Below are 21,976 nucleotides of genomic sequence, written 5' to 3' on the forward strand. Positions count from 1 at the left end.
GCGTTGAAGAACATCAAGGGCGGCAAGATCGACACCCCGGACGGGGTGCGCAGCGGACCGGACCCCAAGCCCGGCAACACCGACATCAAGGGCGACAAGTACGACGGCCCCGGCAACAACGGCGGCAACACCGGACCCAGCAGCGACCGGGGCGGAGGCGAGAACACCAGCCCCAGTGGCGACCGGGGTGGAGGTGGCAAGCCGGACCCGACTCCGCCGCCGCGCAGCGACCCGCCGAAGAGCGACACGACGGGCAACCCGCCGCCGGGCGGCAACCCTCCCCCTCCGCCGAAGGGGGACAACACCAAACCCAGCGGCAACTCGTCGTCCGGGAACAACAACAGGCCCAACCCGCCGCGAGACGGAGCGGTGCCGCCGCCCAAGCGCAACACCCAGGGCGACCCGGTCGACGTCGCGACCGGCGAGATGATCCTGGAGCAGACCGACCTCGAGCTGCCCGAGCTCCTGCTGGAGCGCGTGCACCTCTCGTCCTACCGCGCGGGCCGCTGGTTCGGTCCTTCCTGGGCGTCCACAGTGGACCAGCGGCTCGAGGTCGATGCCACGGAGGTCTGCTACGTCGGGCCCGACGGCGTCATCCTGGTCTACCCGAAGCCCGCGGCGGGCGAGCAGGTGCTGCCGCTGGAGGGCCCGCGTTCGCCGTTGTCGCGCACCGCCGACGGCGGCTGGGTCCTCGCCGATCCGCTCACCGGCAGGCGGCTGTGGTTCGCGCCGCTGCCGGGCCGGGGAGCGACGCTGCTGCCGCTGGCGCGGATCGAGGACGCGCAGGGCAAGCACGTCGAGTTCGACTACGACGAGTTCGGCGCCCCGCGCAGCGCCAGCCACTCCGACGGCTACCTCGCGGAGTTCGCGACCGACTCGGGCCGCATCACCGAGCTGGGTGTGCGCGACCGCGACACCGGCCAGTACGTGCGGGTGCTGCACTACGGCTACGACGAGCGCGGCCGGCTGACGGCGGTCACCGACTCGTCGGGCCGTCCGCAGCTGTTCGGCTACGACGACCACGGCCGGATCACCGGCTGGACCGACCGCAGCGGCTTCTGGTTCCGCTACATCTACGACGGCAACGGTCGTTGCGTGCGCAACGTCGGCGACCGCGGGTACTTCGACTCGACCTTCGCCTACGACCGCGAGCGCCGGATCACCACGTTCACGAACTCGCTCGGCCACGCCACGGAGTTCCACCTCAACGAGGCCGGGCAGACCGTCCGCGAGGTCGACGCGCTCGGCAACGCCACCACCTTCACGTGGGACCGCTACGACAACCTGCTGAGCACCACCGACCCGCTCGGGCGCACCACCCGGCACACCTACGACGAGCACGGCGAGCGCACCGGCACGGTCCTGCCTGACGACACCACCGCGTCCTCGGACACGGCGCGGACCGGAACGAGCGAGACCCGCACGGGCCGCGACCTCTTCGGCCGGGTCCGCAGTGTTCCCGACCGCGCGGGCGGGCACACCCAGCTCGCGTGGAGCGTCGAGGGCAAGCTGCTGGCCAGGACCAGGACCTCCGGGGCGCGGGAGCTGTGGCGCTACGACGGTGAGGGCAACGAGACGGGCCACACCGGCGAGCTCGGTCAGGTGCGCAGCCGCGAGTACGGGCCGTTCGACCTGCTCACGGCCTCCGTCGACGCGACGGGCGCGCGCACCACCTACGGCTACGACACCGAGCTGCGGCTGACCACGGTCACCAACCCGCTCGGCGCCACCTGGCACTACACCTACGACCCCGCGGGCAGGCTCGTCGAGGAGACCGACTTCGACGGCCACCGCACCCGCTACGCCTACGACGCGGCGGGCCAGCTCGTGTGGTCGGTGAACGCGGCCGGGCAGGCGGTGGAGTACGGCTACGACGCGGCGGGGCGGCTCTCCTGGCGGCGCGCCGACACCGAGACGGCGACGTTCGGCTACGACGAGCAGGGCAGGCTCGTCACCGCGGCGAGCCCGGAGGCCACCGTCGCGGTCAGCCGCGACCAGCAGGGGCGCGTCGTGGAGCACACCGTCAACGAGCACACCCTGAGCTTCGGCTACGAGGACGGCACCCTTCGCCGTCGCACACCGTCCGGAGTGGACAGTGTGTGGCAGTACGCGGGCGGCGTTCCCGTGCGCCTCGACGCCGAGGGCAGGACGATCGGCTTCGACCACGACGAGTGGGGCGCCGAGACCGGGCGGAGCCTGGACGGCGGGGCGCTACTGCGCCAGGAGCGCGACGCCGAGGGCAGGCTCACCGGGCAGCGCGTCACCTCGCCCGCCGGAGCCGTGGACGACCGGCGCTACGACTACCGGGCGGATGGCGGGCTCGCCGCCGTGCGGGACGCTGACGGCGAGGTCCGCTACCAGCTCGACGCCGAGAGCAGGGTCACCGGCGTGAGCGCGCCCGGCCACGCGGAGCGCTACCAGTACGACGGTGCGGGCAACGTCGTGGCCGACAACGCGGGCCCGCGTTCGTACCGCGGCAACCTGCTGACCGGCACCACCGCCGCCACCTACACCTACGACGAGGCGGGCAGGCTCGTCGGCAGGCGCTCCGGCGACCAGGTGTGGCTGTTCACGTGGAACGCACTGGACCGGCTCACGTCCGTCACCACCCCGGATGGCGGCCGGTGGGTCTACACCTACGACCCGCTCGGGCGGCGCATCGGCAAACGGCACGAGGCCACCGGCTACCAGGAGAGCTACGTCTGGGACGGCACCGCTCTGGTGGAGCGGCACGCGGGCGGGCACGTCACGACGTGGGAGCACCATCCCCTCGACGACCGGCCGGTGGTGCAGCTCGACCGCGCGCCCGGGGCCGAGGCCCGGTTCGCCTCCGTCGTCACCGACCAGATCGGCGGGGTCGCCGAGCTCCGCGACGGTGAGGGCAGGCGGCTGTGGAAGGCGAGGAGCACGCTGTGGGGCGCCACGGCCGACCCCGCGGCCACGCCGCTGCGGTTCCCCGGCCAGTACCACGACGCGGAGTCGGGACTGCACTACAACGTCTACCGCTACTACGACCCGGCGACCGGCCGCTATGTCAGCTCCGACCCGCTGGGCCTCGACCCGGCGCCCAACCCGGTCGCCTACGTCCCGAACCCGCTCACCTCGTGCGACCCGCTCGGCCTGGCCCCGCCCGGAAAGTGCAGTGGCGGCGGGGGCAACCCGAACAAGCGCAAGCACGACGACTCTGACAACGCCGGGTCGACCGGCTCGAACAAGAAGCCGAAGACGTACAAGCCGGGCGACTCGGTGAACAACGACTTCAAGGGCCCCGAGGTCGACGAGTACAAGAACTACGACCGAAACCAGAAAAAGGACTCCGACGGCAAGAGCTACAAGGACCGTTCCGAGGATCTCGGTGAGGCCGGGGCGAACGATTACCTCAAGAAGGTAACGGGCAAGGACGATCTCGAGCTCGTCAAGGTGGACAAGCACAATACCCAGGTGCTCGACACGTCCAAGTACAAGCTGGAAGACGGCAAGCCCTGGCCCAACTCCGTCGCGTTCGGTGGTTCCAATGTCGCCGATGTGGCGTACTTCGACGGCAAGAAACTCCACGTGATCGAGGCCAAGGGCGGCGGGTCGGAACTCACGGGCGGACCCATGCACGGCCGGGTCCAGAAGTTCGATCCGGACACTGGCGTGATGCGTCCGCATGCCGATCGCATGAACAACCCGAACAGGATGGATCAGGGCAGCGACACCTACCTCAAGGACATCGCTCATGCCATGGAGAATTCACCCAAGGTCGATGGCCGAAACGATATCGGGAAGCTCATCAACGACGGAATGGACAAGGGAATCGTCGACTACGTTCCGGTCGGTACCAAGATCGACGACAGCGGGAAGGCCGTCGTGAGCGTGCTGCACCCGTACTGAGTTCCGGCGCAGGACAGGAAGCGAGTCATCAGACATGAGCTACGTGATGCAGTTCTGGTCGGTCCCGGTCCAGCAGCTGACCGACCGGCTGCGCGCCGACGGACTGGGCGACATCGGGCGACCGGACGACGATGCGGCGCGCGCCGTGGTCGCCGCCGTCGAGGAGGAGGCGACGTTCCTCGACTCGGTCCAGCACGGTTCGTCGGGGGGCAGCTGGTTCCGCAACGAGCTGCTGACCGATGCCTTCGGTGAGGACCTGGCGGACCATCTCGTCGACCGCGACCTCGCGGGCATCGTGTGGGACGAGTACCCGAGCATCGGCTGGGCGACCAACGAGGAGCTCCGCGCAGCCCTGGACGGGCTGAGCGACCCGACGGACGAGCTCGACGAGGAGGACGCCGAGATCGTGGAGACGATCCTCGCCGCGATCCGCACCGTGCTCGACTGCGGCACCGACCTGGTGACCGTGTACACCTAGACCGGACCGACCAACCGACCACACGATGCCGAGGAGGCAGGAAACGATGACCGGTGCGTTCGGCGAGGCGATGCGCGACCCGGAGGACGCCAAGCGGCGCGTGGACGACTGGGCCGCCGGATTCGCGCAGAAGGCCGAGCGGTACAAGGCGGCGCAGGAGCGCACGGAGGAGCTGCGGCTCACCGCGTCGAGCTCCGACGGCACCGTGCGCGTGACCGTCGGCGCCGACGGGGTGGTCTCGGACCTCGCCTTCGGTGCCAAGACACGGTCGATCCCGCCCGAGGAGCTGGCCCGCATGGTGCTCACCACCATGCGGCAGGCGCAGTCGAGGATCACCGGGCAGGTCGCCGAGGTGATGCAGGAACAGCTGGGCGAAGAGGACCAGGAGACGCGCTCGCTGTTGCTGAACTCGTTGCGCAGCCGGTTCCCCGACGAGGACGACCCGGACGACGGCCCGCCCGAGCCCGCGGACCCGACTCCGCCGCCGCCCCCGGCACCGTCGACGCCGCCCGCGCCGTCTGCCGGTCGCGCCGCCACGCCTCCCGCCGGTGGTCCGCCGCCGGGGCAGCCGCCGACCGGTGGTGCCACGCCGCCGCGGCGTCCGGGCCGGGCCGATCCCGTGGAAGACGACAACACCCCCTGGTGACCGGGTGATGTGCCGGACGCCGGTCCGCTCTCGGGCGGTCCCGGCGGCCGGAATCCGGGACCTGACTCAGGCGCAGGCGGCGAGCCGCCTCAGGCCCTCGGCGATCCGCGACGTCTCGATGGCGCCGTAGCCGAGGACCAGACCGGGCCGGGCGGCCGGGTCGTCCGCGACCTCGGCGAGGGACTGGACCGCGACTCCGGCCGCGCGGGCGCGTGTCACCGTCGCGCCCACGTCGCCGGTGGCGTGGGCGGTGACGTGGGCGGTGATGTGCAGGCCCGCCGACGAGGGCACCACCTCCAGCCGGTCGGCGAAATCGCGGCGCAACGTCGTGGTGATCAATGTGTGCCGGGCCTCGTACTCGGCGCGCATCCGCCGGACGTGGCGGGCGAAGCGGCCGTCGTCGACGAACCGGGCGAGCGCGGCCTGTGTGATCTCCGTGGTGCTCCAGTCGGTGACGTACTTGGCCGTGCGCAGTGCCTCGCGCAGCGGCGCGGGCGCGACCAGGAACCCCGTGCGCAGCGACGGCAGCATGACCTTCGAGAACGAGTTGACGTAGACGACGTGCCCGCTCTCGTCGAGGCTCCGCAACGAGTCGATGGGCCGCCCGCCGAAGCGGAACTCGCTGTCGTAGTCGTCCTCGACGACCACGGCCCGGTGCCGCCGGGCCCAGTCGAGCAGGGTGAGCCTGCGGTGCAGCGACATCGGCATGCCGAGCGGGAACTGGTGCGAGGGCGTGACGAGCACGAGCCGGGTGCCCTCGGGGATGGCGTCGACGCGCAGCCCCTCGCTGTCCACGGGCACCCCGGCGACGTCGAGCCCGAGTGAGGTGAACAGCAGGCGTGCGGGCGGATACCCGGGCTGTTCCACCGCCACGCGGTCACCGGGCTCCAGTACCACGCGCGCGACGAGGTCGAGTGCCTGCTGGACCCCGTTGGTGATCACGATGTCGTCCGCGTCGGCCCGTACCGCGCGGGAGAGTCCGATGTGGCGGGCGAGCGCGTGGCGCAGTCCGGCGTGCCCGGCCGGATCGCCGTAGCCGGTGGGGTTGGCCGAGGGCCGCAGCTCGCGGGCCACCAGCGGGCGCCACTGTTCGAACGGGAAGAGCCGGGTGTCGGGCAGCCCGACGCGGAAGTCGAACTCCGTCGCCGGCGGAGCGGGTGGCGGCCAGCGGCGGTGGGCCGGCCAGCCGGGCCGGGCGCGCAGAGCGGAGTGTGCGGAGCCCGTCGCACGGTCGGCGAGCGCGTCGCCCGCCTCGACGAACGTGCCCGCCCCGACGCGACTGCGCAGGTAGCCCTCCGCGGTGAGGCGTTCGTAGGCGACGCCGACGGTGTTGCGTGCGACGGCGAGGCGCCGGGCCAGCTCGCGGCTCGGCGGCACCCGGTCGCCCTCGCGCAGCCTGCCGTCCAGGATCGCGGCCCGCAGCTGCCGGTAGATCTGCCCGGACAGGTCGCGGTGCCCGTCGAGGGTCACGTGCACGTCCATATTGGCTCAATCATATTCGCGATTTTTGGATCTCGTGATGAGCCATTGTGCTTCGTAAGTTCGGTGACATGAACGTCCGAGAACTCGACCGCAGGGCGCTGGCGCTCGCGGGCGCCGCGGTCGCGGCGGTCACGCCCGATCAGCTGAGCCTGCCGACGCCGTGCGCGGACTGGACCCTGCGTGGTCTGCTGCGGCACCTGGTGAGCCAGAACGAGGGCTTCGCGGCGGCGGCTCGCGGCGAGGGCCGGTCGCTGCGGGTGTGGCGCGACGGCAGGCTGAGCGACGACCCGCGGACCGCCTTCGCGGCGTCCGCGGCGCTGGTCACCGACGCGTTCGCGGTGCCCGATGTCCTGGACGCGCCGTTCGCCCTGCCCGAGATCGACGAGCGGCGACCGTTTCCCGGTCGCCAGGCGATCGCCTTCCACTGCCTCGACGCCGTGGTGCACGCGTGGGACGTCGCGGTGACCGTCGGCGCAGCGTGGGAGCCCGACGACGAGCTGCTGGCCGCGGCGCTGCGAGTCGCCGAGCGGGTGCCCGGCGAGGGGCGCGGTCCCGGCGCCGCCTTCGACACCGGGGTCCCGGCGGACGGTCTGCCGCTCGGAGCCCGGCTGCTCGCCCTGCTCGGCCGCTCGCCGTCGTGGCCGCGATGAGCCCGCTGCGCTCCGGCTGGCGGGCAGGTCCGGTGTCCGGAGTGGACGGTCCAGTGCTGGTCAGCGTCACGGCGTTCACCTACCGGCACCTGCGCGACCTGCCGGGTATCACGCTGGCCGCGATCCGGCTCCGGCGCGAGTGGCCCGAGCTCGACGGCGCGGTGGGCCTGTGGCTGTGGGCGGAGCCGTCGTCGCGGCGCGTCGGGTCCGTCTCGGTGTGGACCGGCGAGACCGCGCTGCGCGGGTTCGTCGGCGTGCCGCTGCACGTCGGGATCATGCGGCGATACCGCGACCGCGGCGAGGTCAGTGCCTCGACCTGGTGGTCGGGCGAGCTCGACCAGCCGGAGATCTGGCGCGCCGCGGTTCGTTGGCTGCGCTGAAGAAAATCCGGCACTCTGTCCACATAAGACACTGGGTCGTGGATCCGGGGCCCGATCGGGCACGGGTTGACGGTGCCCGGGGGTGGACGCGTACGGTCGAGGGTTGGCAGGGCTGGTGTCTTGGCGCCCTCGGCGCTGTGCCGGTCGGAACCACCAACCTAGGTCGCACGGATTCTCGTGCAGTCGACCGCGTGCGGCCGGAACGGGACCCGATTCATGGTGCCCACGACGAAGCTCACCCCATCGTCGCAGCCCCAGGCGTTCTCCGTGACCAGGGCGCGACCGGCCGAGGGGTGCGATGTCCTGACCGTCGTGGGGGAGCTCGACCTGGCCACGGCCGGGTCGCTGGCGACGGAGTTCGCCGGCATTCCTGTGCCGTCGACCCGATCGGTGGTCGTCGACGCCACCCGCGTCGAGTTCTGCGCCGTGGCGGGGATCTCGGCACTGGACGACCTGCGGATCCGGCTGGACGACGCGGGTGTGCCGCTGGCGCTGAGCCTGTCGCACGCCGTGTCCCGGCCCCTCGACGTGCTCGCACTGCTCGATGTGTTCTCCGTGCACGACACGCGGGCCGAGGCGCTCGCCGCGGTGACCTCCTGACGCGCAGGCGTTTGGGGCAGCCGGAGCAGGGCACATACCGGGGGCGAGGTTGTCCGGACGGTACGGCATCGGGGTCGGCGGGGTCGCCTCCACTGGGGTGAGTCCGGTGGCGACCTCGCGCCGGGGGACTCGCATGGCGGATGGCCCACGGCTCCTCCCGGCCGGGCCGAGAGGAGCCGTGGACGCCTGACCTGGGAAGCCTCAGCGCTCCCGGAGGTCTCAGAGGCCGAGGCCGCCGAGCACGCCGCTCAGCGGCCCGCCGGGTCCGCCGTCGGTGTTGCTGGTGACGCTGTGCGAGCTGGCACCGTCGCCGGAGGCACTGTTGCTGTTGTGCTCGAAGCTGGTGCCGCCGTTGGCGTCGGCGTTGGCCTCGGTGGACTCGCTCCAGGCGCCGTCACTCGTGGCGCCGGTGCTGGAGTGCTCGAAGGACGAGCCGTTCTCGCCCGTCTGCGCGCTCACGCTGGATGTGCTGGCGCCGTCGGGGCCGACCATCGAGCTCTGCTCGTCGTAGCCGGTGTCGGCGGAGGCGAAGCCCGCCGTGCCCAGTGCCAGCGGCAGGGCGAGTGCGCTGGCGATCATGGTGCGACGAATGGTGGTTCGCATGGAATGCTCCTCCTGTCCGTTCCCTCGGGGAGGGACCCGGCGATCCGGTGTGCTGTTCGCGTGGCTTGCCGGACCGGCCGGTGGTGTCGGTTGGAGTCCGGTGGACCCGGACACTGGGGGCCTTCCCGTCGTGATCGGCCGCTACACCGACTCGCTGTGTGGGTAACCACACCCGGGCCTGCGCCAATCCACCCACCGCACTGCTCCGAACGCGGGAGCCCATGCGCCAGACTCGGGGCATGATGAACATCCGCGACCTGCAGTACCTCGTCGTCTTCGCCGACGAACTCAGCTTCAGCCGGGCCGCGGACCGGCTCAACATCTCGCAGCCGACGCTCAGTCTCACGGTCAAACGGCTGGAGCAGCTGCTCGGCGGCAGGCTCATCGAACGCACCACGCGGCGCAGCCAGCTGACCAGGGCGGGGGAGACGCTGGTCGAGGGAGCGCGGCAGGTGCTCGCCGACCTGGAGCGGCTGGAGGCGGCCACCAGGGACGCCGCCGCGGGCCGCACCGCGGCCATCCGCGTGGGGTCGGTGAACCCGGCGATGCGGCTGCTGGTGCCGCGCGTGCTGCGCGCGATGCGCGAGCAGGCGCCCGACGTGCGCGTGACGCTGCATCCGTCGAGCAGCCACACGCAGCTGCGGCACCTCATCGATGGCCAGCTCGACGCGGGCATCCTCCGCAGCCACGACGCCCCGGCCGGGCTTGCCGTGGAGCCGTTGATGCACGAGCCGTTGTACGCCGCCGTCCCCCGGGGACATCCGCTGGCGGGCGCCGGGGCGTCGGCGATCGCCGACCTCGACGGCCAGGACTTCATCATGGCGCCGAGGGAGCGCAACCCGGCGTTCTACGACGAGCTGATCCGGCTGGTGTCGGAGGCGCGGTGCTCGCCGAGGCGGATCATCGAGGCCGCCGACATGTGGGCGCAGCTGGCCCTCGTCGCGGCGGGCACCGGAGTCGCCGTGCTGCCACTGCTGTTCGTGGACAGGGACCGCGACGACGTGGTGTTCCTGCCGCTCGCCCAGGAGCTCACGTTGCCGCTGGTGCTGGTCTACGCGCACGACTCGCCGTCGGCGGCCGTGTCCGCACTGCTCGACGCCGCGCGCGCGGAAGCGGCCCGGCTCCTCAGCGAGGAACCGGGCCGCTGAACCGTGCTCAGGACTCGTCGGACCCGCCGGAGCGGTGTGCCACCGGCTCGCGGTCGGTGGTCGTGCGCGTGCCTCGCGTGCGCAGTCTCGCGATCACCGAGTGCGCGAGCACCGCGACCGCGATCAGCAGGATCGCCAGCGAGAACGGCCTGCTGACGAAGATGTCGAACCCACCGCCGGACAGGATCAGCGACTGGCGCAGCGACGTCTCCAGGATCTCGCCGAGGATGAACGCGAGCACCAGCGGCCCGAGCGGGAAGCCCCACAGCCGCATCAGATAGCCCACCACGCCGAACGTGATCGCGACCCACACGTTCCACGTGTTGTTGTCGATCGTGTAGAGCCCGAACAGGCTGACGGTGACGATCAGCGGGGCGAGCACGCTGAACTTCAGTCGCAGGATCTGCACGAACACGCCCACCAGCGGCAGGCTGAGCACCAGCAGCACCACGTTGCCGATGTACATCGACGCGATGACGCCCCAGAACACGTCCGGGTGCTCGTCCACCAGCTGCGGCCCCGGCGTGATGCCGTGCACCAGCAGCACGCTGAACAGCAGCGACACCGTCACGTTGAACGGGATCCCCAAGCTCAGCAACGGAACGAACGCCGAGGTCGACGACGCGTTGTTGGCCGTCTCGGGGCCCGCGACGCCCTGGATCGCGCCCTTGCCGAACTCGCCGGGGTTCTTGGTGACCCGGCGCTCCACGCCGTAGCTCACGAGCGAGGACACGAGCCCGCCGCCACCGGGGATGAGCCCGACGAGCGTGCCGAGCACCGAACCCCTGCCGATCGCACCCCGGCTCGCCTTCAGGTCCTGTGTGGACGGAAAGACTCGGCCGATCTTCCTGGTCGTCAGCGTGGCGTCGCCCTGGCTCGGCCTGAGGTTGTAGAGCACCTCGCCGATGCCGAAGAGCCCGAGCACGATCGCCACCACGTCGAAGCCCTCGACGAGCTGCAGCGAGTCGCCCGCGAACCGGACCGCGCCCGAGACCGGGTCGAGGCCGACGGTGGAGAGGAACAACCCGGCGCCCGCGGCGACCATCGCCTTGGCGAACGAACCGCTGCCGAGGTAGGCGATCAGCAGCAGGCCCAGCACGGCCAGCGCCGCGTACTCGGGCGGACCGAGGTGCAGGGCAAGGTCCGCGAGGCTCGGGGCGAAGAACGTGAGTCCTACCAGCGCCACCGTGGCGCCGACGAACGAGCCGATCGCGGAGATCCCCAGCGCGGGCCCGGCCCTGCCGCGCCGGGCCATCTCGTAGCCGTCGATCGCCGTGACGACCGATGCCGCCTCGCCGGGCAGTCGCAGGAGGACCGACGTCACCGTGCCGCCGTACATCACGCCCGCGTAGACCCCGGCCAGCAGGATGATGGCCGTGGCCGGCGACATGGCGTAGGTGAACGGGATCAGGATCGAGATCGTCGTGATCGGGCCCAGCCCCGGCAGCACGCCCACGACGATGCCCAGCAGGCAGCCGGCGAGCACGGCGACGAGGTTGGCGGGTTCGACCGCGACGGCGAAACCGTGCAGGATCGCGTCGGTCATCGGATCGCCTCCTTCACGGGATCGCGGTCAGGGGAGCGGGAAACGGCGTGCCGAGCACGACGCCGAAGAGCACGTACATCACCGCGGTGCCGCCCAGCGACCAGCACAGCACCGGAATCCACGCCATACCGCCGAGCAGCCGCGTCCACAGCACGTACACCACGAGCAGCGCCACGAGCACACTGACGAAGCTGAACAGCAACACGAACAGCACGGCGAGGGCGACTCCGAGCGCGGGCCTGGCGGAGCCGCGCAGCGACTCGACCCGTTCGCCGAGCGCGGCCCGCACGATCGTCGCCATCCCGGCCGCCGTCATGAGCGACGCGGCGACCAGCGGCCACAGTCCCGGCCCCGGGTCGGTCGGGGAGCCGACGCCGACGCCGAACGCCAGCACGAGACCGGCCACGCCGAGCAGCGTCACGCCGATGTGGACCGCCAGCGAGGCCGCGAGTCCCAGCCGGGCCCGCGGCTCGGTCTCGGGCTCGGTGTCCGGCGTGGAGTGCTCGGCCGGTTCGGTGCGGTCATAGGAGTCCAGCGGCATGGAGTGCCTCTCCCGTCTGTTCGTACTCGCGGGCGATGTCGGCGGCGTACTCGCCGGGCCCGCCGAAGCGGGGCACCGCTCCGGTCGTGGCGAACTTGTCGCGCAGCTCCGGGTTCTCCAGCGCCGTGCGCACGGCCTCGGCGAGCTTGTCGCGGTAGGTGTCCGGCAGGTCGCCGGGGGCGATGAAGCCCGACGTGATGTCGGTGGCGACGTCGTAGCCGGACTCGCGCAGGGTGGGCACGTTCTCGTAGCCCTCGCCCTTGACGCTGCCCAGGTTGGCGAGGATGCGCAGGTCGCCGGAGCGCACCGACGCCGCGAACCCCGACGGCGAGCCCGCCGCGGCCTCCACGTTGCCGCCCAGCAGCGCGGTGACGGCCTCGGCGCTGCTCTCGAACGGCACCTGGGTGGTGTCGACGCCGGCCGCGTTGTCGAGCCGTTCCATGGCGAGGTTCGCCGGGTTGCCCGCGCCGGTCGAGGCGTAGCGCACGGAACCCGGCTCGGCGCGCACGGACGTGATCAGGTCCTCGACGGTGCGCCACGGCGCGTCCGCGCGCACGGCCAGCACGATCGGCGAGACGCCCACCCGCGCGACCGGGGTCAGGTCGTCGGGGGAGTAGATCGTCCTGCCGTAGTGGGGTTGCACGGTGAGCGGCCCGCCCGCGACGAACCCGAGGGTGTAGCCGTCGGGGCTCGCCGCGACCACGCGGGTGGTGCCGATGGTCCCGGCTCCGCCGGGCTGGTTCAGCACCACCAGCGCCTCGGCGCCCATGTTCTCGGCGACCGGATCGGTGATGAGGCGGACCATCTGGTCGGTCGCGCCGCCCGCCTCGTACGGGACCACGACCTCGATCGAGCCCGCCGGGTACGAGGCGGGATCCACCGGTGCGTCACCGGAGATCCCGCCCGGCCCGACCGCGCACGAGGCGACGGCCGGGACGGCGAGCAGGGCGGCGGCGATCCGGGTTCCGGCCCGGAACGGCCGCCGTCTGCGGGATGTGTGGGGCATTCGAACTCCGTTGTCCGTCAGTGGCGGGCTCAGCTGCTGTAGCGCTTGCGGAACAACGGCTTCAGCTCGGAGATCGGTGCGCCCTCGACGATCAGGTTCGTCATCCGCTCCTCGGCGGCCGCGATCGACTCGATCTCGTCGATCACGTGCTCCACGTGCTCGAACGGCACGACGCACACCCCGGAGTCGTCGGCGATCATCAGGTCGCCGGGCTCCACGCGCACGTCGTGCAGCGTGACGGGGCCGTTCATCTCGATGGCCTCGATGCGGAACTTGCCGGTCAGCGGGGTCACACCGCAGCTCCACACCGGGTAGCCCAGCTCCCGGATGGAGCCCGCGTCGCGGACCGCGCCGTAGACGATGCTGCCCGCGAGGCCCCTGGACTGCGCCACAGTGCAGGACTGGGCGCCCATGTTCGAAATGGACAGATCGCCGCCGGTGTCGGTCACCAGCACGTCGCCCGGTTCGGCGAGGTAGTAGATGTCACGTGTGGACATCCGGATGAAGTCCTTGTCGTGGTAGCCCTGAGTGGGCGTCTTGCGCTCCACGAGGTTCCGGATCGTCACCGCGGGGCCGACGACCTTCTGTCCGTGCGCGAGCGGGCGCAGGTACGAGGCGGGCACGGCGCCCACGATCCCGAGCGAGTCGAGCACGTCCGAGACCGACGTGGTGAGGTCGGAGACCGCGAGATAGCGCTGGACGATGTTCTGGGACACCCTCGGGAACTTGATCTTCTTGATGCGCTCGCGGTCGACGAGACCCCAGATGCGTCCCTCGGCGAGGTACTCGTCGTACTCAGCGGCCAGCGTGTCGGCCATCCAGTGTTCACCCTTTACGTCGATGGCTCCGGTGCGCTCGCCGCGCCGGAGCGAAGAACAGGTGATCGCAGCGTAAGTGGGCACTATTCATAAAACAACGGACAAAATTCATATAGATCTATTGTTTGATTCTATATGTGTTCGGGTCGGCCGGTTGGTTGGTGGGTCCAGTGTGGACAGACCTGGGTGGTGGTGTGCGGGCGAAGCGGCGAGCGTGGCGCGGCGGAGCGTGCGCGTGAGAAACTCCTCGGGTCCTTTCCCCGGGGAGGGACCCGGCCGGTTCGGTGTGCTGTTCGCGTGGCTTGCCGGGCCGGCCGGTCAGCGCCGCTGTCCGTGCCCGGCTGGCCGTACTCGGTGTCGCGGCGCTCGGCTTTCTGCCTCTTCTGCCCCTCGCCGCCGTCGCGCTGCTGGGGCTCGTCGGCGTCTGGACGATGCCGGAAACCCGCGCGCCGCGGGCTCCGGAGCTCACCACCCGCGACCGGTCGCACACCGGCGGTTGACGGAATCGACACAGAGGAAACCGCGTCGTAACCGGCTCCAGGCCGATTTCATGCATGTATCTATACATGTGCGCCTTGATCACGTACGTTCCCCGAAATCGAAGCCTGATCCGCTCAACCGAGCGGAGTGTGACGAGGGGACGGCGTGGCAGAACTCGGTGAGCTCGACCGCCGGATCGTGGCGGCGCTGCAGCTCGACGGCCGGAGCTCGTGGGCCGAGGTGGCCCGGCTGGCCGGAACCACGGAGAGCACGGCCTCCCGCAGGGGAGGCCGCCTGCTCGACGAGGGCATCGTGCGGGTCGTCGGCGTCGCCGACCCGCTCGCCTGCGGTCTCGGCCAGCCGGTGCTGGTCCAGCTCGACTGCGCGCCCGGGTCGGTCCGCCAGGTCATCGACGTGCTCGCCGACCGCTCCGACACCCGGTTCCTGACACTGACCACCGGCACGTGGGACGTCGTCACCGAGCTCATCGTGCCCTCGCAGCTGATGCTGGTCAGCGCGCTCGTGGACGAGCTCGGCGCGCTGCCCGGCGTGCACCGCTCGTCGTCGGCGCTGATCACCAAGACGTTCACCATGCGCCACGACTGGAGCAGACGCCTGCTCGGCGACACCAAACCGACGCCACGCGGCACCGCGGCCCCGGCGCGCGTCGAGCTCGACGACCTCGACCGCCAGCTGCTCGCGGCACTGGCCGACGACGGCCGCCGCCCCTACCGCGACATCGCCAAGAGCCTGCCGCTGGGCGAGACCGGCGTGCGCAGGCGCGTCGAGCGGCTGGTCGCCACCCGCGCGCTCGTGATCAGCACGCTGGTGACCCCCGCCGTGCTCGGCTTCCACGTCGAGCTGCTCGCCTGGCTCAAGGTGGACCTCGCCCGTCTCGACGAGGTCGCCCAGCTGCTCGCCAGCAGGCCCGAGGTCCGCTACGTCTCCGCGACCGCGGGATCGGCCGACCTCGTGTGCGAGGTGATCCTGCCGCAGGCCTCCGAGATCTACACCTTCACCACGCGGGTGCTGGGCGCGCTGCCCGGGGTCCGCTCCGTCGACGTGGGTCTCGAGCTCGAGAACCACAAGCGCGCCTACCGGCCCTTCGCCCTCGACGACCCGGCCTGACGACCCGCCCCCGCTTCCCGAACCCGCCCGCCCTGGAGGACCCATGCACCTGACCTACCTCCTGCCCGCGCCCATGCACGCCACGGCGCTCGGCGAGACCGAGATGCGCCGCCGCGCCGCGCTGCTGAGCGACTGGGCGGGCTCCGACACCCGGATCACCGTCACCGCCGTGGACCGCGGCCCCGCCTCGGTGGAGTCCGCCTACGAGGAGTACCTGGCGATCCCGGCGATGGGGGAGGCGCTGCGCGACGCCGAACGCGCGGGCACCGACGCCACCGTGCTGGGCTGCTTCGGCGATCCCGGCCTCGACGGGCTGCGCGAGCTCGCGGGCAGACCGGTGGTCGGTCCCGCGGGCGCGGCGATGGCGCTGGCGTGCACGCTGGGCCACAGCTTCTCCGTCGTCACCGTCTCCAGCGGCGTGCGGCCGCTGCTGCGCAGACTCGCGTGGGAGACGGGCGTGCTGCCCGCGCTGTGCGAGGTCCGTTCCGTGGAGCTCTCGGTCCTGGCGATCAACCAGGACCACGACGCCGCCTACGCCGCACTGCGCGCGGAGTGCGAGCAGGCACTGTCCACAACGGATGCCGACACCCTGGTCCTCGGCTGCATGAGCATGGGTTTCCTCGGCGCCGCCGAACAACTCACCGCCGAACTCGGCGTACCCGTTCTCAACCCGATCCGGGCCGCCGTGCACCACGCCCAGACGCTGCACCGGATGGGCCTCACGCCCAGCCGCCGCGCCTTCCCCGCACCACCGGCACTCGTCGCCGACGCCGACGCCGAGCTCATGCATCACGCGCAGAACCGTTTGGAGGTCACCGGATGAGAACGAGGATCCTCGCGCCGGGCCTGCTGGCCGGTGTCGCACTGCTGGGACTCGCGACACCCGCTGCCGCGCAGACCGAACCGGCGCCGCCGCAGCTGGTCTCGGCCGACATCACCATCACCCTGAGCGCCGACGGTGACGACGTCGTGCGCGGCACCTACCGCCTCGCCGAACCCGCCGACGCGCCGACGCCGCTGGAGCTGCTCGTCGTCCCCAGGACCGGCGCCGAGGTGACCGAGCTGACCGCGGGGGACGGCCTGACCGATCTCGGTCCCGTCGAGGGGATCCGGGCCGGTGCCACGCTGCCCAGCGGCACCACGGAGTACACAGTGGAGCAACGGGTCCAGCGCTCCGCCGACGAGTACGGGATTCCGCTGGCGATCCCCGACGTCGCCACCGGTCGCGGCGCCGACGTCCGCATCACCGTGGCCCTGCCCGAGGGCCAGCGCCTCGTCGGTGACGCCATGCCCGCGTTCGACGTGCGGGCCGGTGACGGCGACCGCGTCGAACTGAGCCACACCGGCCGCTCACTGCCGTCCGTGATCGTCGCCGAGTACGGCACCACCTCCCGCGCCTCGCTCGGCACCGTGTCCTCCTACACCGGTCTGGTGCTGATCACCCTGGTGATCGCCGGCTGGCTGTTCCACAGCATCCGGAAGGAGCGTGTCCGCCCGTGACCACCACACTCGCCTCGGCCACCTGGCTCACGCCGTTCGGCATCCCGTTCGACACCGCTGTGCTCGCGGGCCTGCTGCTGACCGTGCTCAGCGTGGCGCTCGCCGGGCGGCGTCCACGCAAGCACTCCGAGAACGAAGGCGGTGAGCGCTGATGGACTTCCGCACCGCATTCCTCATCCTGCTGGCGGTCTTCCTCGCCGTCCTGGTGTTCGAGGCCCTGCGCACCTACCGCACCACCAGCGGCGAGGAGGACTACTTCGTCGCGGGCAGGCGCGTCGGCGCGTGGGCCGGTGGCGCGAGCATCGCGGCCACCCAGATGAGCGCGGGTACCTTCGTGGGCACGGTGGGCATCCACTACCTCACCGGCGCGTCGTTCATGTGGGGCTGGGCCGGGATCTGGGTCGCGTTCCTGGTGGCGGCGTTCGTCATCGCGCCGCGGCTGCGCCGCTACTCGCGGGAACGCAACGCGCTGACCTTCCCCGACTTCATCGCCGACCGGTTCGGCGGCAAGGTGCCGCGCAGCGTGATCGCCGTGCTGCTCGTGCTGTCCTACCTGGTGTTCATGTCCGCGCAGTACCAGGCGGGCGGCGTGATCCTCGAGGCCGCGTTCGGCATCCCGTTCTTCTGGGGCGCGGTGATTCTCATGGTCCTCGTGGTGGCCTACACCGTGATCGGCGGCATGACCGCGGTGGTGCGCACCGACTTCCTCCAGCAGATCGCGATGGCGCTGGGCGTGGTGATCGGCCTGCCGCTGCTGGTGAGCCACGCGGGCGGGATGTCGTCGCTGGCGGAGTCGCTGCCCGCGATCGCCCCCGAGTTCATCGGCTGGGGCTTCGGCTGGTCCGAGATCAGCGCCTTCTGGCTCGGCTTCGGTTTCGCGGCACTGTGCGCGCCGTATCTGCTGGTGCGCTTCTACTCGATGCCCGACGACCAGACGTGCAGGCGGGCCTCGGGGGTGGCGCTGTTCTTCGTGCTGCTGACCGGGATCTGCGTCGGCATCTCGGGGATGGTGATGCGGGTGCTCTACCCAAACCTCTCGATCCCCGACGCGGCGTCGACGATCCTCGCCTCCGAGGTGCTGCCACCGTTCGTGGGAGCGCTGCTGCTGACGGCCGTGATCATGGCTGTACTGAGCACAGTGGACTCGGTGTTGCTCGTCGCCGGACCGGCGATCTCCTACGACATTTACGCGAGGCTGATCCGGCCCGGCATCACGCAGCGCGCCCGGCTCAGGCTCAACCGCTGGGTGACGCTCGTGATCGGCATGGTCCCGGTGCTGCTCACGTTGCAGGAACTCGACATCGTGCAGTTCGTGGTGCTCAGCTACGCGGCGCTGCTGGGCAGCACCGTCACCGCACCGGTGCTGCTGGGCCTGTACTGGCGCAGGGCCACCCGCGTGGGTGCGGTGTGCTCGATGGTGTCCGGCTTCGGAGTGTGCCTGCTCTGGTACGCGATCGACGGCCCGCTGTTCGAACCCGTCGTGCCCGGTGTGCTGGCCGGGTTCGGGGGCATGATCATCGGCTCGCTGCTCACCAAGCCCATGCCGCCGGAGGAGCTCACCGTCTTCTTCGACCCGCCCGCACCGACCCCCACGTCCAAGACCACCGTCCCGACAGGCTGAGCCCGAGAGAAAGGACACCAGGCCACCATGACCCAGAAGTCCGGCGCGGAGCCGTTGCGCTACAACGGATATCACTCGTTCGACGCGCTCGTTCCCGGTGACGACTACCGTGAGTTCGCCCTCGCCAAGGAAGTCGGCAGGGTGCCCTCGCGAGGCCCCGAGCTGACCGACGCGCAGCGCAGCCGCGTGGCGCGCCTGCTCGGCGACAACACCGTGATCTCGCTGCACGACCACACCAGCATCTTCCCCGACGACATCACCGAGACCTTCGACTACAACCGCACCGGCAGGCACCACACCGGCTACGAGGGCCTGTCGCTGTCCGGGATCGACGCGGTGTTCGAGAACTTCATGGACGGCACCTGCTGCATCACCTCGCCGATGGGCTGGAAGTGGGAGGACGTCCTCTACGACCTCGGCATGCGCTTCTCCGACATCGCCAAGCAGGACTTCCTGACCCGCGCGGAGTCGGTGCGCGACATCGCCGCCGCGAGGGCGAACGGGCAGATCGCGCTCGTGCCCGCGCTGGAGGCGTCCACGCCGATCCAGAACGAAGTGGACCGGATCGACGTGCTGTACGGCTTCGGCGTGCGGCAGCTCGGTATCGCCTACAGCGAGTCGAACACGCTCGGTTCGGGGCTGCGGGAACGCCACGACGGCGGGCTCACCTACTTCGGCGAGAAGGCGGTGCGCCGGATGAACCGGCTCGGCATCGCCATCGACGTCTCCCACTCCGGGGACCGGACGAGCATGGACACCATCAAGTTCTCGGAGAAGCCGATCTTCATCACGCACGCGGGTGCGCGCTCGGTGTGGCCGACGCGGCGGATGAAGCCCGACGACGTGATCATCGCGTGCGCCGAGCGGGGTGGCGTGATCGGCATCGAGGCCGCGCCGCACACGACGATGAGCCACAAGCACCCGGCGCACAACCTCGACGCGTTCATGGAGCACTTCACCTACTGCGTGGACCTCGTCGGCATCGACCACGTCGCATTCGGCCCGGACACGCTGTTCGGCGACCACGTGGGCCTGCACGACACGTTCGCCAGGCACCTGTCGATCTCCGCGGCCCACGACGGCCCCGAGTTCGAGAAGGTGGACTACGTCGACGGCATCGAGAACCCCGCGGAGGAGTTCCACCACATCGTGGGCTGGCTCGTGGCCCACGAGTACTCCGACGACGACATCGCCAAGGTGCTCGGCGGCAACATCCTGCGGGTGCTCGACCAGGTCTGGTGACCCGCGCGGCCGGGCCCGCGTTCGTCTCCGATGAGGTCGCGAACGCGGGCCCTCCGCCGGTCACTCGCAGAGAGCGGAGTCCAGTACCCCGAGCGCCGCGGTTCCCTGGGCGGTGCTGCTCGCCACGGTGTTGGTGACGATCGAGGCGAACCGGCCGTCGTCGGTGACCGCGGTCGTCGACGTGTGCCCGGTGTTCATGCCGCCGTTCTTCGCCCACGCCGATCCGCCGCACGACAGCGGGATCTCGTCGATCCCGAGCCCCGCGCCGCCGCTGCCGGCGGGGAGCGTGTCGCGCATCTCGGCCAGCGCGGCCTCGGAGATGACCTCGCCGTCGAGCAGCGCGCGGAAGAAGGTCGCCGAATCCTCCATCGTGGACTGCATCGCCCCCGCTGTCGACCAGAACGACATCTCGACAGCGGTGGTGGTGTCGCGCCAGAGGAAGAACGGTGGGATCCGGCCTCCGGTGTAGCCCCGCACGACCGGCTCCGCGAGTGCCCGCTCGCCCGGCTCGGGGAACGACGTGCCCGCCAGCCCGAACGGCTCGATGATCCGCTCGGTGATGGCGCTGCCGGCGTCGGTGCCGGTCCGCTCTTCGATGAGCAGGCCGAGCACCAGGTAGGCGACGTTGGAGTACCGGACCTCGGCACCGGGCGCGGCCTGCGGTGGCTCGTCCATCGCCGACCGGACCAGCTCCGCCAGCGGGTAGGTGCCGTCCGCGGCGGGCCGTGCGTCGCGGACGTCGCGCACCATGCCGCTGGTGTGCTGCAGCAGCTGGCGCACGCTGATCGCGGTGCCGTCGTACCTGCCGGTGACCACACCCGGCAGGTACGTCTCGATCGGTGCGTCGAGGTCCACCAGGCCCTCGTCCACGAGTTGCAGCACCACCGCCGCCGTGAACGTCTTGGTCTGGCTGCCGTTGCGGAAGTGGTCACCCGCCCCGATCGGCCGGTTCACGCGGGTGTCCGCGGTCCCGGCGCTCAACGTCCAGGCCCCGTCGCGGTCACCGGCGTGGACGGCCGCGCCCGGCCCGGCCATCGACTGGTACTGCTCGAGCAACCGCTGGGTGCCCGCGTGGTCGTCCTGCGCCGCCGCGGGTGTGACGCCCGCGGTGACGATCACCGCGAGGCCACCCACGATCCCGGCCAGCCACCGCCTGCTGTGTGCCGTAGTCACGCCCATACCTCCTTGGTCAGGTTCCCGTGTGCTCACACGGTCTCCGGCCCCGCTCCGCCGGAGGAAGGTCGCACGGCGGCCATCGCTGGCCGGTGGTGTTGATCTGCGGAAACGGTTGTCAGCGCCCGCCGGATGCCTGGAGGTTCTCCGCGACCCACTCCAGGGTGTTCGGCATGAACCCGACGGGACACGTCCACGGGGGGCCGTTCAGCATCACGCGAGGTGCTCGGTGAAGAACGGCGCGGCCTCGGTGACGGCGCGGTCGACGAACTCGGGCACGTCGTGGTCCATGTGGGCGCCGCCGTCGACGACCACGAGCCGCTGGGGGGTGGACCCTGGCGTGCAGTTCCGTGGTGTGCCACAACGAACCCGCTTCGCTGCCCGCCACCATGAGCAGCGGCTGGGTGAACAGATCCTCCACGAGGTGGAAGGCGTCGAAAGCGGGGATCTTCGAGACGCTGCGGGTGAAGAGCTCCTGCGCGTTCGGGTGCTGGGCACGCGGGGTCAGGTAATGGTCGTGCCCCTCGAGCCCGGGACGTCGGGGATGTGGGCCGCGTCGGCCCCTGGGCCTCGGCTGTGCGCTGCTGTGCGGCGGCGTCGATGTGGACACCGCGTCCGAGTCCTGGCCGGTGCCCTACCAGCCCTTGTGGTAGCCGCTGCCGATGTTGAGCGCGCTGACCGTGCCGACCGCCTTGACCGCTTCGAGGCGCTGGAGATCTCCAGCGCGGCGGGGATGCCCCTGATCGGCTACACCGCGGAACCCGGCTCTCCGGCGGAGGAGGCGCTGCGGCTGCTGGCCTGCCGGGTGGCGACGGAGCACACCCCGGCGCCCGCCCGCATCACCGACGCCCGGACGGACTAGCGAGCGGTTCATCCGCGACCCGGCTCTGAGGCGGCCCTGTAATGTCGGACAATGACCGCTATACTGCCCGGGTTCGGTTCGGTTCGGTTGGTAGGTGACGTTGTGGTGGAGCCCCGCGGGGACCAGCAGGCCCGGGTGATCGGGCAGAAGGTGCTTCGGCCTCGGGAGCAGGTGGAGGAGCGCATTCGTGTTGCGA

Annotated in this window: 22 protein-coding genes; 15 read left to right on the forward strand and 7 right to left on the reverse strand. The window is 71.1% G+C overall.

Going from position 1 to position 21,976, the window contains the following annotated elements; all coding sequences use genetic code 11:
- From JHE00_RS34245 to JHE00_RS34255, 3 genes are all read left to right on the forward strand, one after another.
- A partial coding sequence (locus JHE00_RS34245) for an RHS repeat-associated core domain-containing protein (RefSeq protein WP_200326315.1) occupies positions 1-3,876 on the forward strand: 3,876 nt, incomplete at its 5' end.
- A gap of 34 nt (positions 3,877-3,910) precedes the next feature.
- Positions 3,911-4,354, forward strand: coding sequence for a hypothetical protein (locus JHE00_RS34250; RefSeq protein ID WP_200326317.1), 444 nt, complete (start codon positions 3,911-3,913; stop codon positions 4,352-4,354).
- A 46-nt stretch (positions 4,355-4,400) separates the two neighbouring features.
- Positions 4,401-5,000 (forward strand): YbaB/EbfC family nucleoid-associated protein, encoded by a 600-nt coding sequence (locus tag JHE00_RS34255; RefSeq protein WP_200326319.1) that lies wholly within the window; start codon positions 4,401-4,403, stop codon positions 4,998-5,000.
- A 66-nt stretch (positions 5,001-5,066) separates the two neighbouring features.
- Here the strand turns inward: JHE00_RS34255 and pdxR are convergent, their stop codons facing one another.
- Positions 5,067-6,482, reverse strand: a complete 1,416-nt coding sequence (gene pdxR / locus JHE00_RS34260; RefSeq protein WP_200326321.1) for a MocR-like pyridoxine biosynthesis transcription factor PdxR — start codon at positions 6,480-6,482, stop codon at positions 5,067-5,069.
- A 68-nt stretch (positions 6,483-6,550) separates the two neighbouring features.
- Here pdxR and JHE00_RS34265 point away from each other — a divergent pair, with 68 nt between their 5' ends.
- From JHE00_RS34265 to JHE00_RS34275, 3 genes are all read left to right on the forward strand, one after another.
- The gene (locus tag JHE00_RS34265; RefSeq protein ID WP_200326323.1) at positions 6,551-7,132 is read left to right on the forward strand and encodes a TIGR03086 family metal-binding protein; all 582 of its coding nucleotides are present in this window, start codon (positions 6,551-6,553) and stop codon (positions 7,130-7,132) included.
- Positions 7,129-7,512, forward strand: coding sequence for a hypothetical protein (locus JHE00_RS34270; protein WP_200326325.1), 384 nt, complete (start codon positions 7,129-7,131; stop codon positions 7,510-7,512). The genes JHE00_RS34265 and JHE00_RS34270 overlap by 4 nt, the downstream gene beginning before the upstream one ends.
- 216 nt (positions 7,513-7,728) lie before the next feature.
- The gene (locus JHE00_RS34275; RefSeq protein WP_200326327.1) at positions 7,729-8,112 is read left to right on the forward strand and encodes an STAS domain-containing protein; all 384 of its coding nucleotides are present in this window, start codon (positions 7,729-7,731) and stop codon (positions 8,110-8,112) included.
- Positions 8,113-8,331: 219 nt separating this feature from the next.
- On the opposite strand, the gene JHE00_RS35740 is transcribed toward JHE00_RS34275, so the two are convergent.
- Complete coding sequence (locus JHE00_RS35740) at positions 8,332-8,715, reverse strand: hypothetical protein (RefSeq protein ID WP_200326329.1); 384 nt, start codon at positions 8,713-8,715, stop codon at positions 8,332-8,334.
- A 239-nt stretch (positions 8,716-8,954) separates the two neighbouring features.
- Between JHE00_RS35740 and JHE00_RS34285 the strand changes: the two genes are divergently transcribed.
- The gene (locus tag JHE00_RS34285) at positions 8,955-9,863 is read left to right on the forward strand and encodes a LysR family transcriptional regulator (RefSeq protein WP_200326330.1); all 909 of its coding nucleotides are present in this window, start codon (positions 8,955-8,957) and stop codon (positions 9,861-9,863) included.
- Positions 9,864-9,870: 7 nt separating this feature from the next.
- On the opposite strand, the gene JHE00_RS34290 is transcribed toward JHE00_RS34285, so the two are convergent.
- The 4 genes from JHE00_RS34290 to JHE00_RS34305 are packed head-to-tail and all read right to left on the reverse strand — an operon-like array spanning position 9,871 to position 13,774.
- Positions 9,871-11,409, reverse strand: a complete 1,539-nt coding sequence (locus JHE00_RS34290) for a tripartite tricarboxylate transporter permease (protein ID WP_200326331.1) — start codon at positions 11,407-11,409, stop codon at positions 9,871-9,873.
- 13 nt (positions 11,410-11,422) lie between these two features.
- Positions 11,423-11,950: a tripartite tricarboxylate transporter TctB family protein gene (locus JHE00_RS34295; protein WP_200326332.1), complete on the reverse strand. Its 528-nt coding sequence runs from the start codon at positions 11,948-11,950 to the stop codon at positions 11,423-11,425.
- Positions 11,931-12,956, reverse strand: a complete 1,026-nt coding sequence (locus JHE00_RS34300) for a tripartite tricarboxylate transporter substrate binding protein (protein ID WP_200326333.1) — start codon at positions 12,954-12,956, stop codon at positions 11,931-11,933. The genes JHE00_RS34295 and JHE00_RS34300 overlap by 20 nt, the downstream gene beginning before the upstream one ends.
- Positions 12,957-12,985: 29 nt before the next feature.
- Positions 12,986-13,774, reverse strand: a complete 789-nt coding sequence (locus JHE00_RS34305) for an RraA family protein (RefSeq protein WP_200326334.1) — start codon at positions 13,772-13,774, stop codon at positions 12,986-12,988.
- 302 nt (positions 13,775-14,076) lie between these two features.
- On the opposite strand from JHE00_RS34305, the gene JHE00_RS34310 reads away from it, so the two are divergent.
- The 7 genes from JHE00_RS34310 (at position 14,077) to JHE00_RS34340 (ending at position 19,745) form a co-directional block, all read left to right on the forward strand.
- The gene (locus JHE00_RS34310) at positions 14,077-14,274 is read left to right on the forward strand and encodes a hypothetical protein (RefSeq protein WP_200326336.1); all 198 of its coding nucleotides are present in this window, start codon (positions 14,077-14,079) and stop codon (positions 14,272-14,274) included.
- 145 nt (positions 14,275-14,419) lie between these two features.
- Positions 14,420-15,382 (forward strand): Lrp/AsnC family transcriptional regulator, encoded by a 963-nt coding sequence (locus tag JHE00_RS36020; protein WP_200326338.1) that lies wholly within the window; start codon positions 14,420-14,422, stop codon positions 15,380-15,382.
- 43 nt (positions 15,383-15,425) lie between these two features.
- Positions 15,426-16,205 carry an aspartate/glutamate racemase family protein gene (locus JHE00_RS34320; protein WP_200326340.1) on the forward strand — a complete coding sequence of 260 codons (780 nt, stop codon included), beginning with the start codon at positions 15,426-15,428 and terminating at the stop codon, positions 16,203-16,205.
- Positions 16,202-16,882: a hypothetical protein gene (locus tag JHE00_RS34325; protein WP_200326342.1), complete on the forward strand. Its 681-nt coding sequence runs from the start codon at positions 16,202-16,204 to the stop codon at positions 16,880-16,882. Before JHE00_RS34320 ends, JHE00_RS34325 begins: the two co-directional genes overlap by 4 nt.
- The gene (locus JHE00_RS34330) at positions 16,879-17,034 is read left to right on the forward strand and encodes a hypothetical protein (RefSeq protein WP_200326344.1); all 156 of its coding nucleotides are present in this window, start codon (positions 16,879-16,881) and stop codon (positions 17,032-17,034) included. The genes JHE00_RS34325 and JHE00_RS34330 overlap by 4 nt, the downstream gene beginning before the upstream one ends.
- A complete protein-coding gene (locus JHE00_RS34335) occupies positions 17,034-18,503 on the forward strand; it encodes a sodium:solute symporter family protein (RefSeq protein ID WP_200326346.1) in 1,470 nt (489 codons plus the stop codon). The genes JHE00_RS34330 and JHE00_RS34335 overlap by 1 nt, the downstream gene beginning before the upstream one ends.
- Positions 18,504-18,530: 27 nt before the next feature.
- Entirely contained in the window at positions 18,531-19,745 is a 1,215-nt protein-coding gene (locus JHE00_RS34340) for a dipeptidase (protein WP_200326348.1), read from the forward strand.
- A gap of 60 nt (positions 19,746-19,805) precedes the next feature.
- Here JHE00_RS34340 and JHE00_RS34345 read toward each other — a convergent pair whose 3' ends face one another.
- Positions 19,806-20,924: a serine hydrolase domain-containing protein gene (locus JHE00_RS34345; protein WP_200326350.1), complete on the reverse strand. Its 1,119-nt coding sequence runs from the start codon at positions 20,922-20,924 to the stop codon at positions 19,806-19,808.
- Between the two features lie 640 nt (positions 20,925-21,564).
- On the opposite strand from JHE00_RS34345, the gene JHE00_RS34350 reads away from it, so the two are divergent.
- Positions 21,565-21,780 (forward strand): hypothetical protein, encoded by a 216-nt coding sequence (locus JHE00_RS34350; RefSeq protein WP_200326352.1) that lies wholly within the window; start codon positions 21,565-21,567, stop codon positions 21,778-21,780.
- The last annotated feature ends 196 nt before the right edge of the window (positions 21,781-21,976 follow it).

Source organism: Prauserella cavernicola (genome assembly GCF_016595675.1).
Classification (GTDB): domain Bacteria; phylum Actinomycetota; class Actinomycetes; order Mycobacteriales; family Pseudonocardiaceae; genus Prauserella_A; species Prauserella_A cavernicola.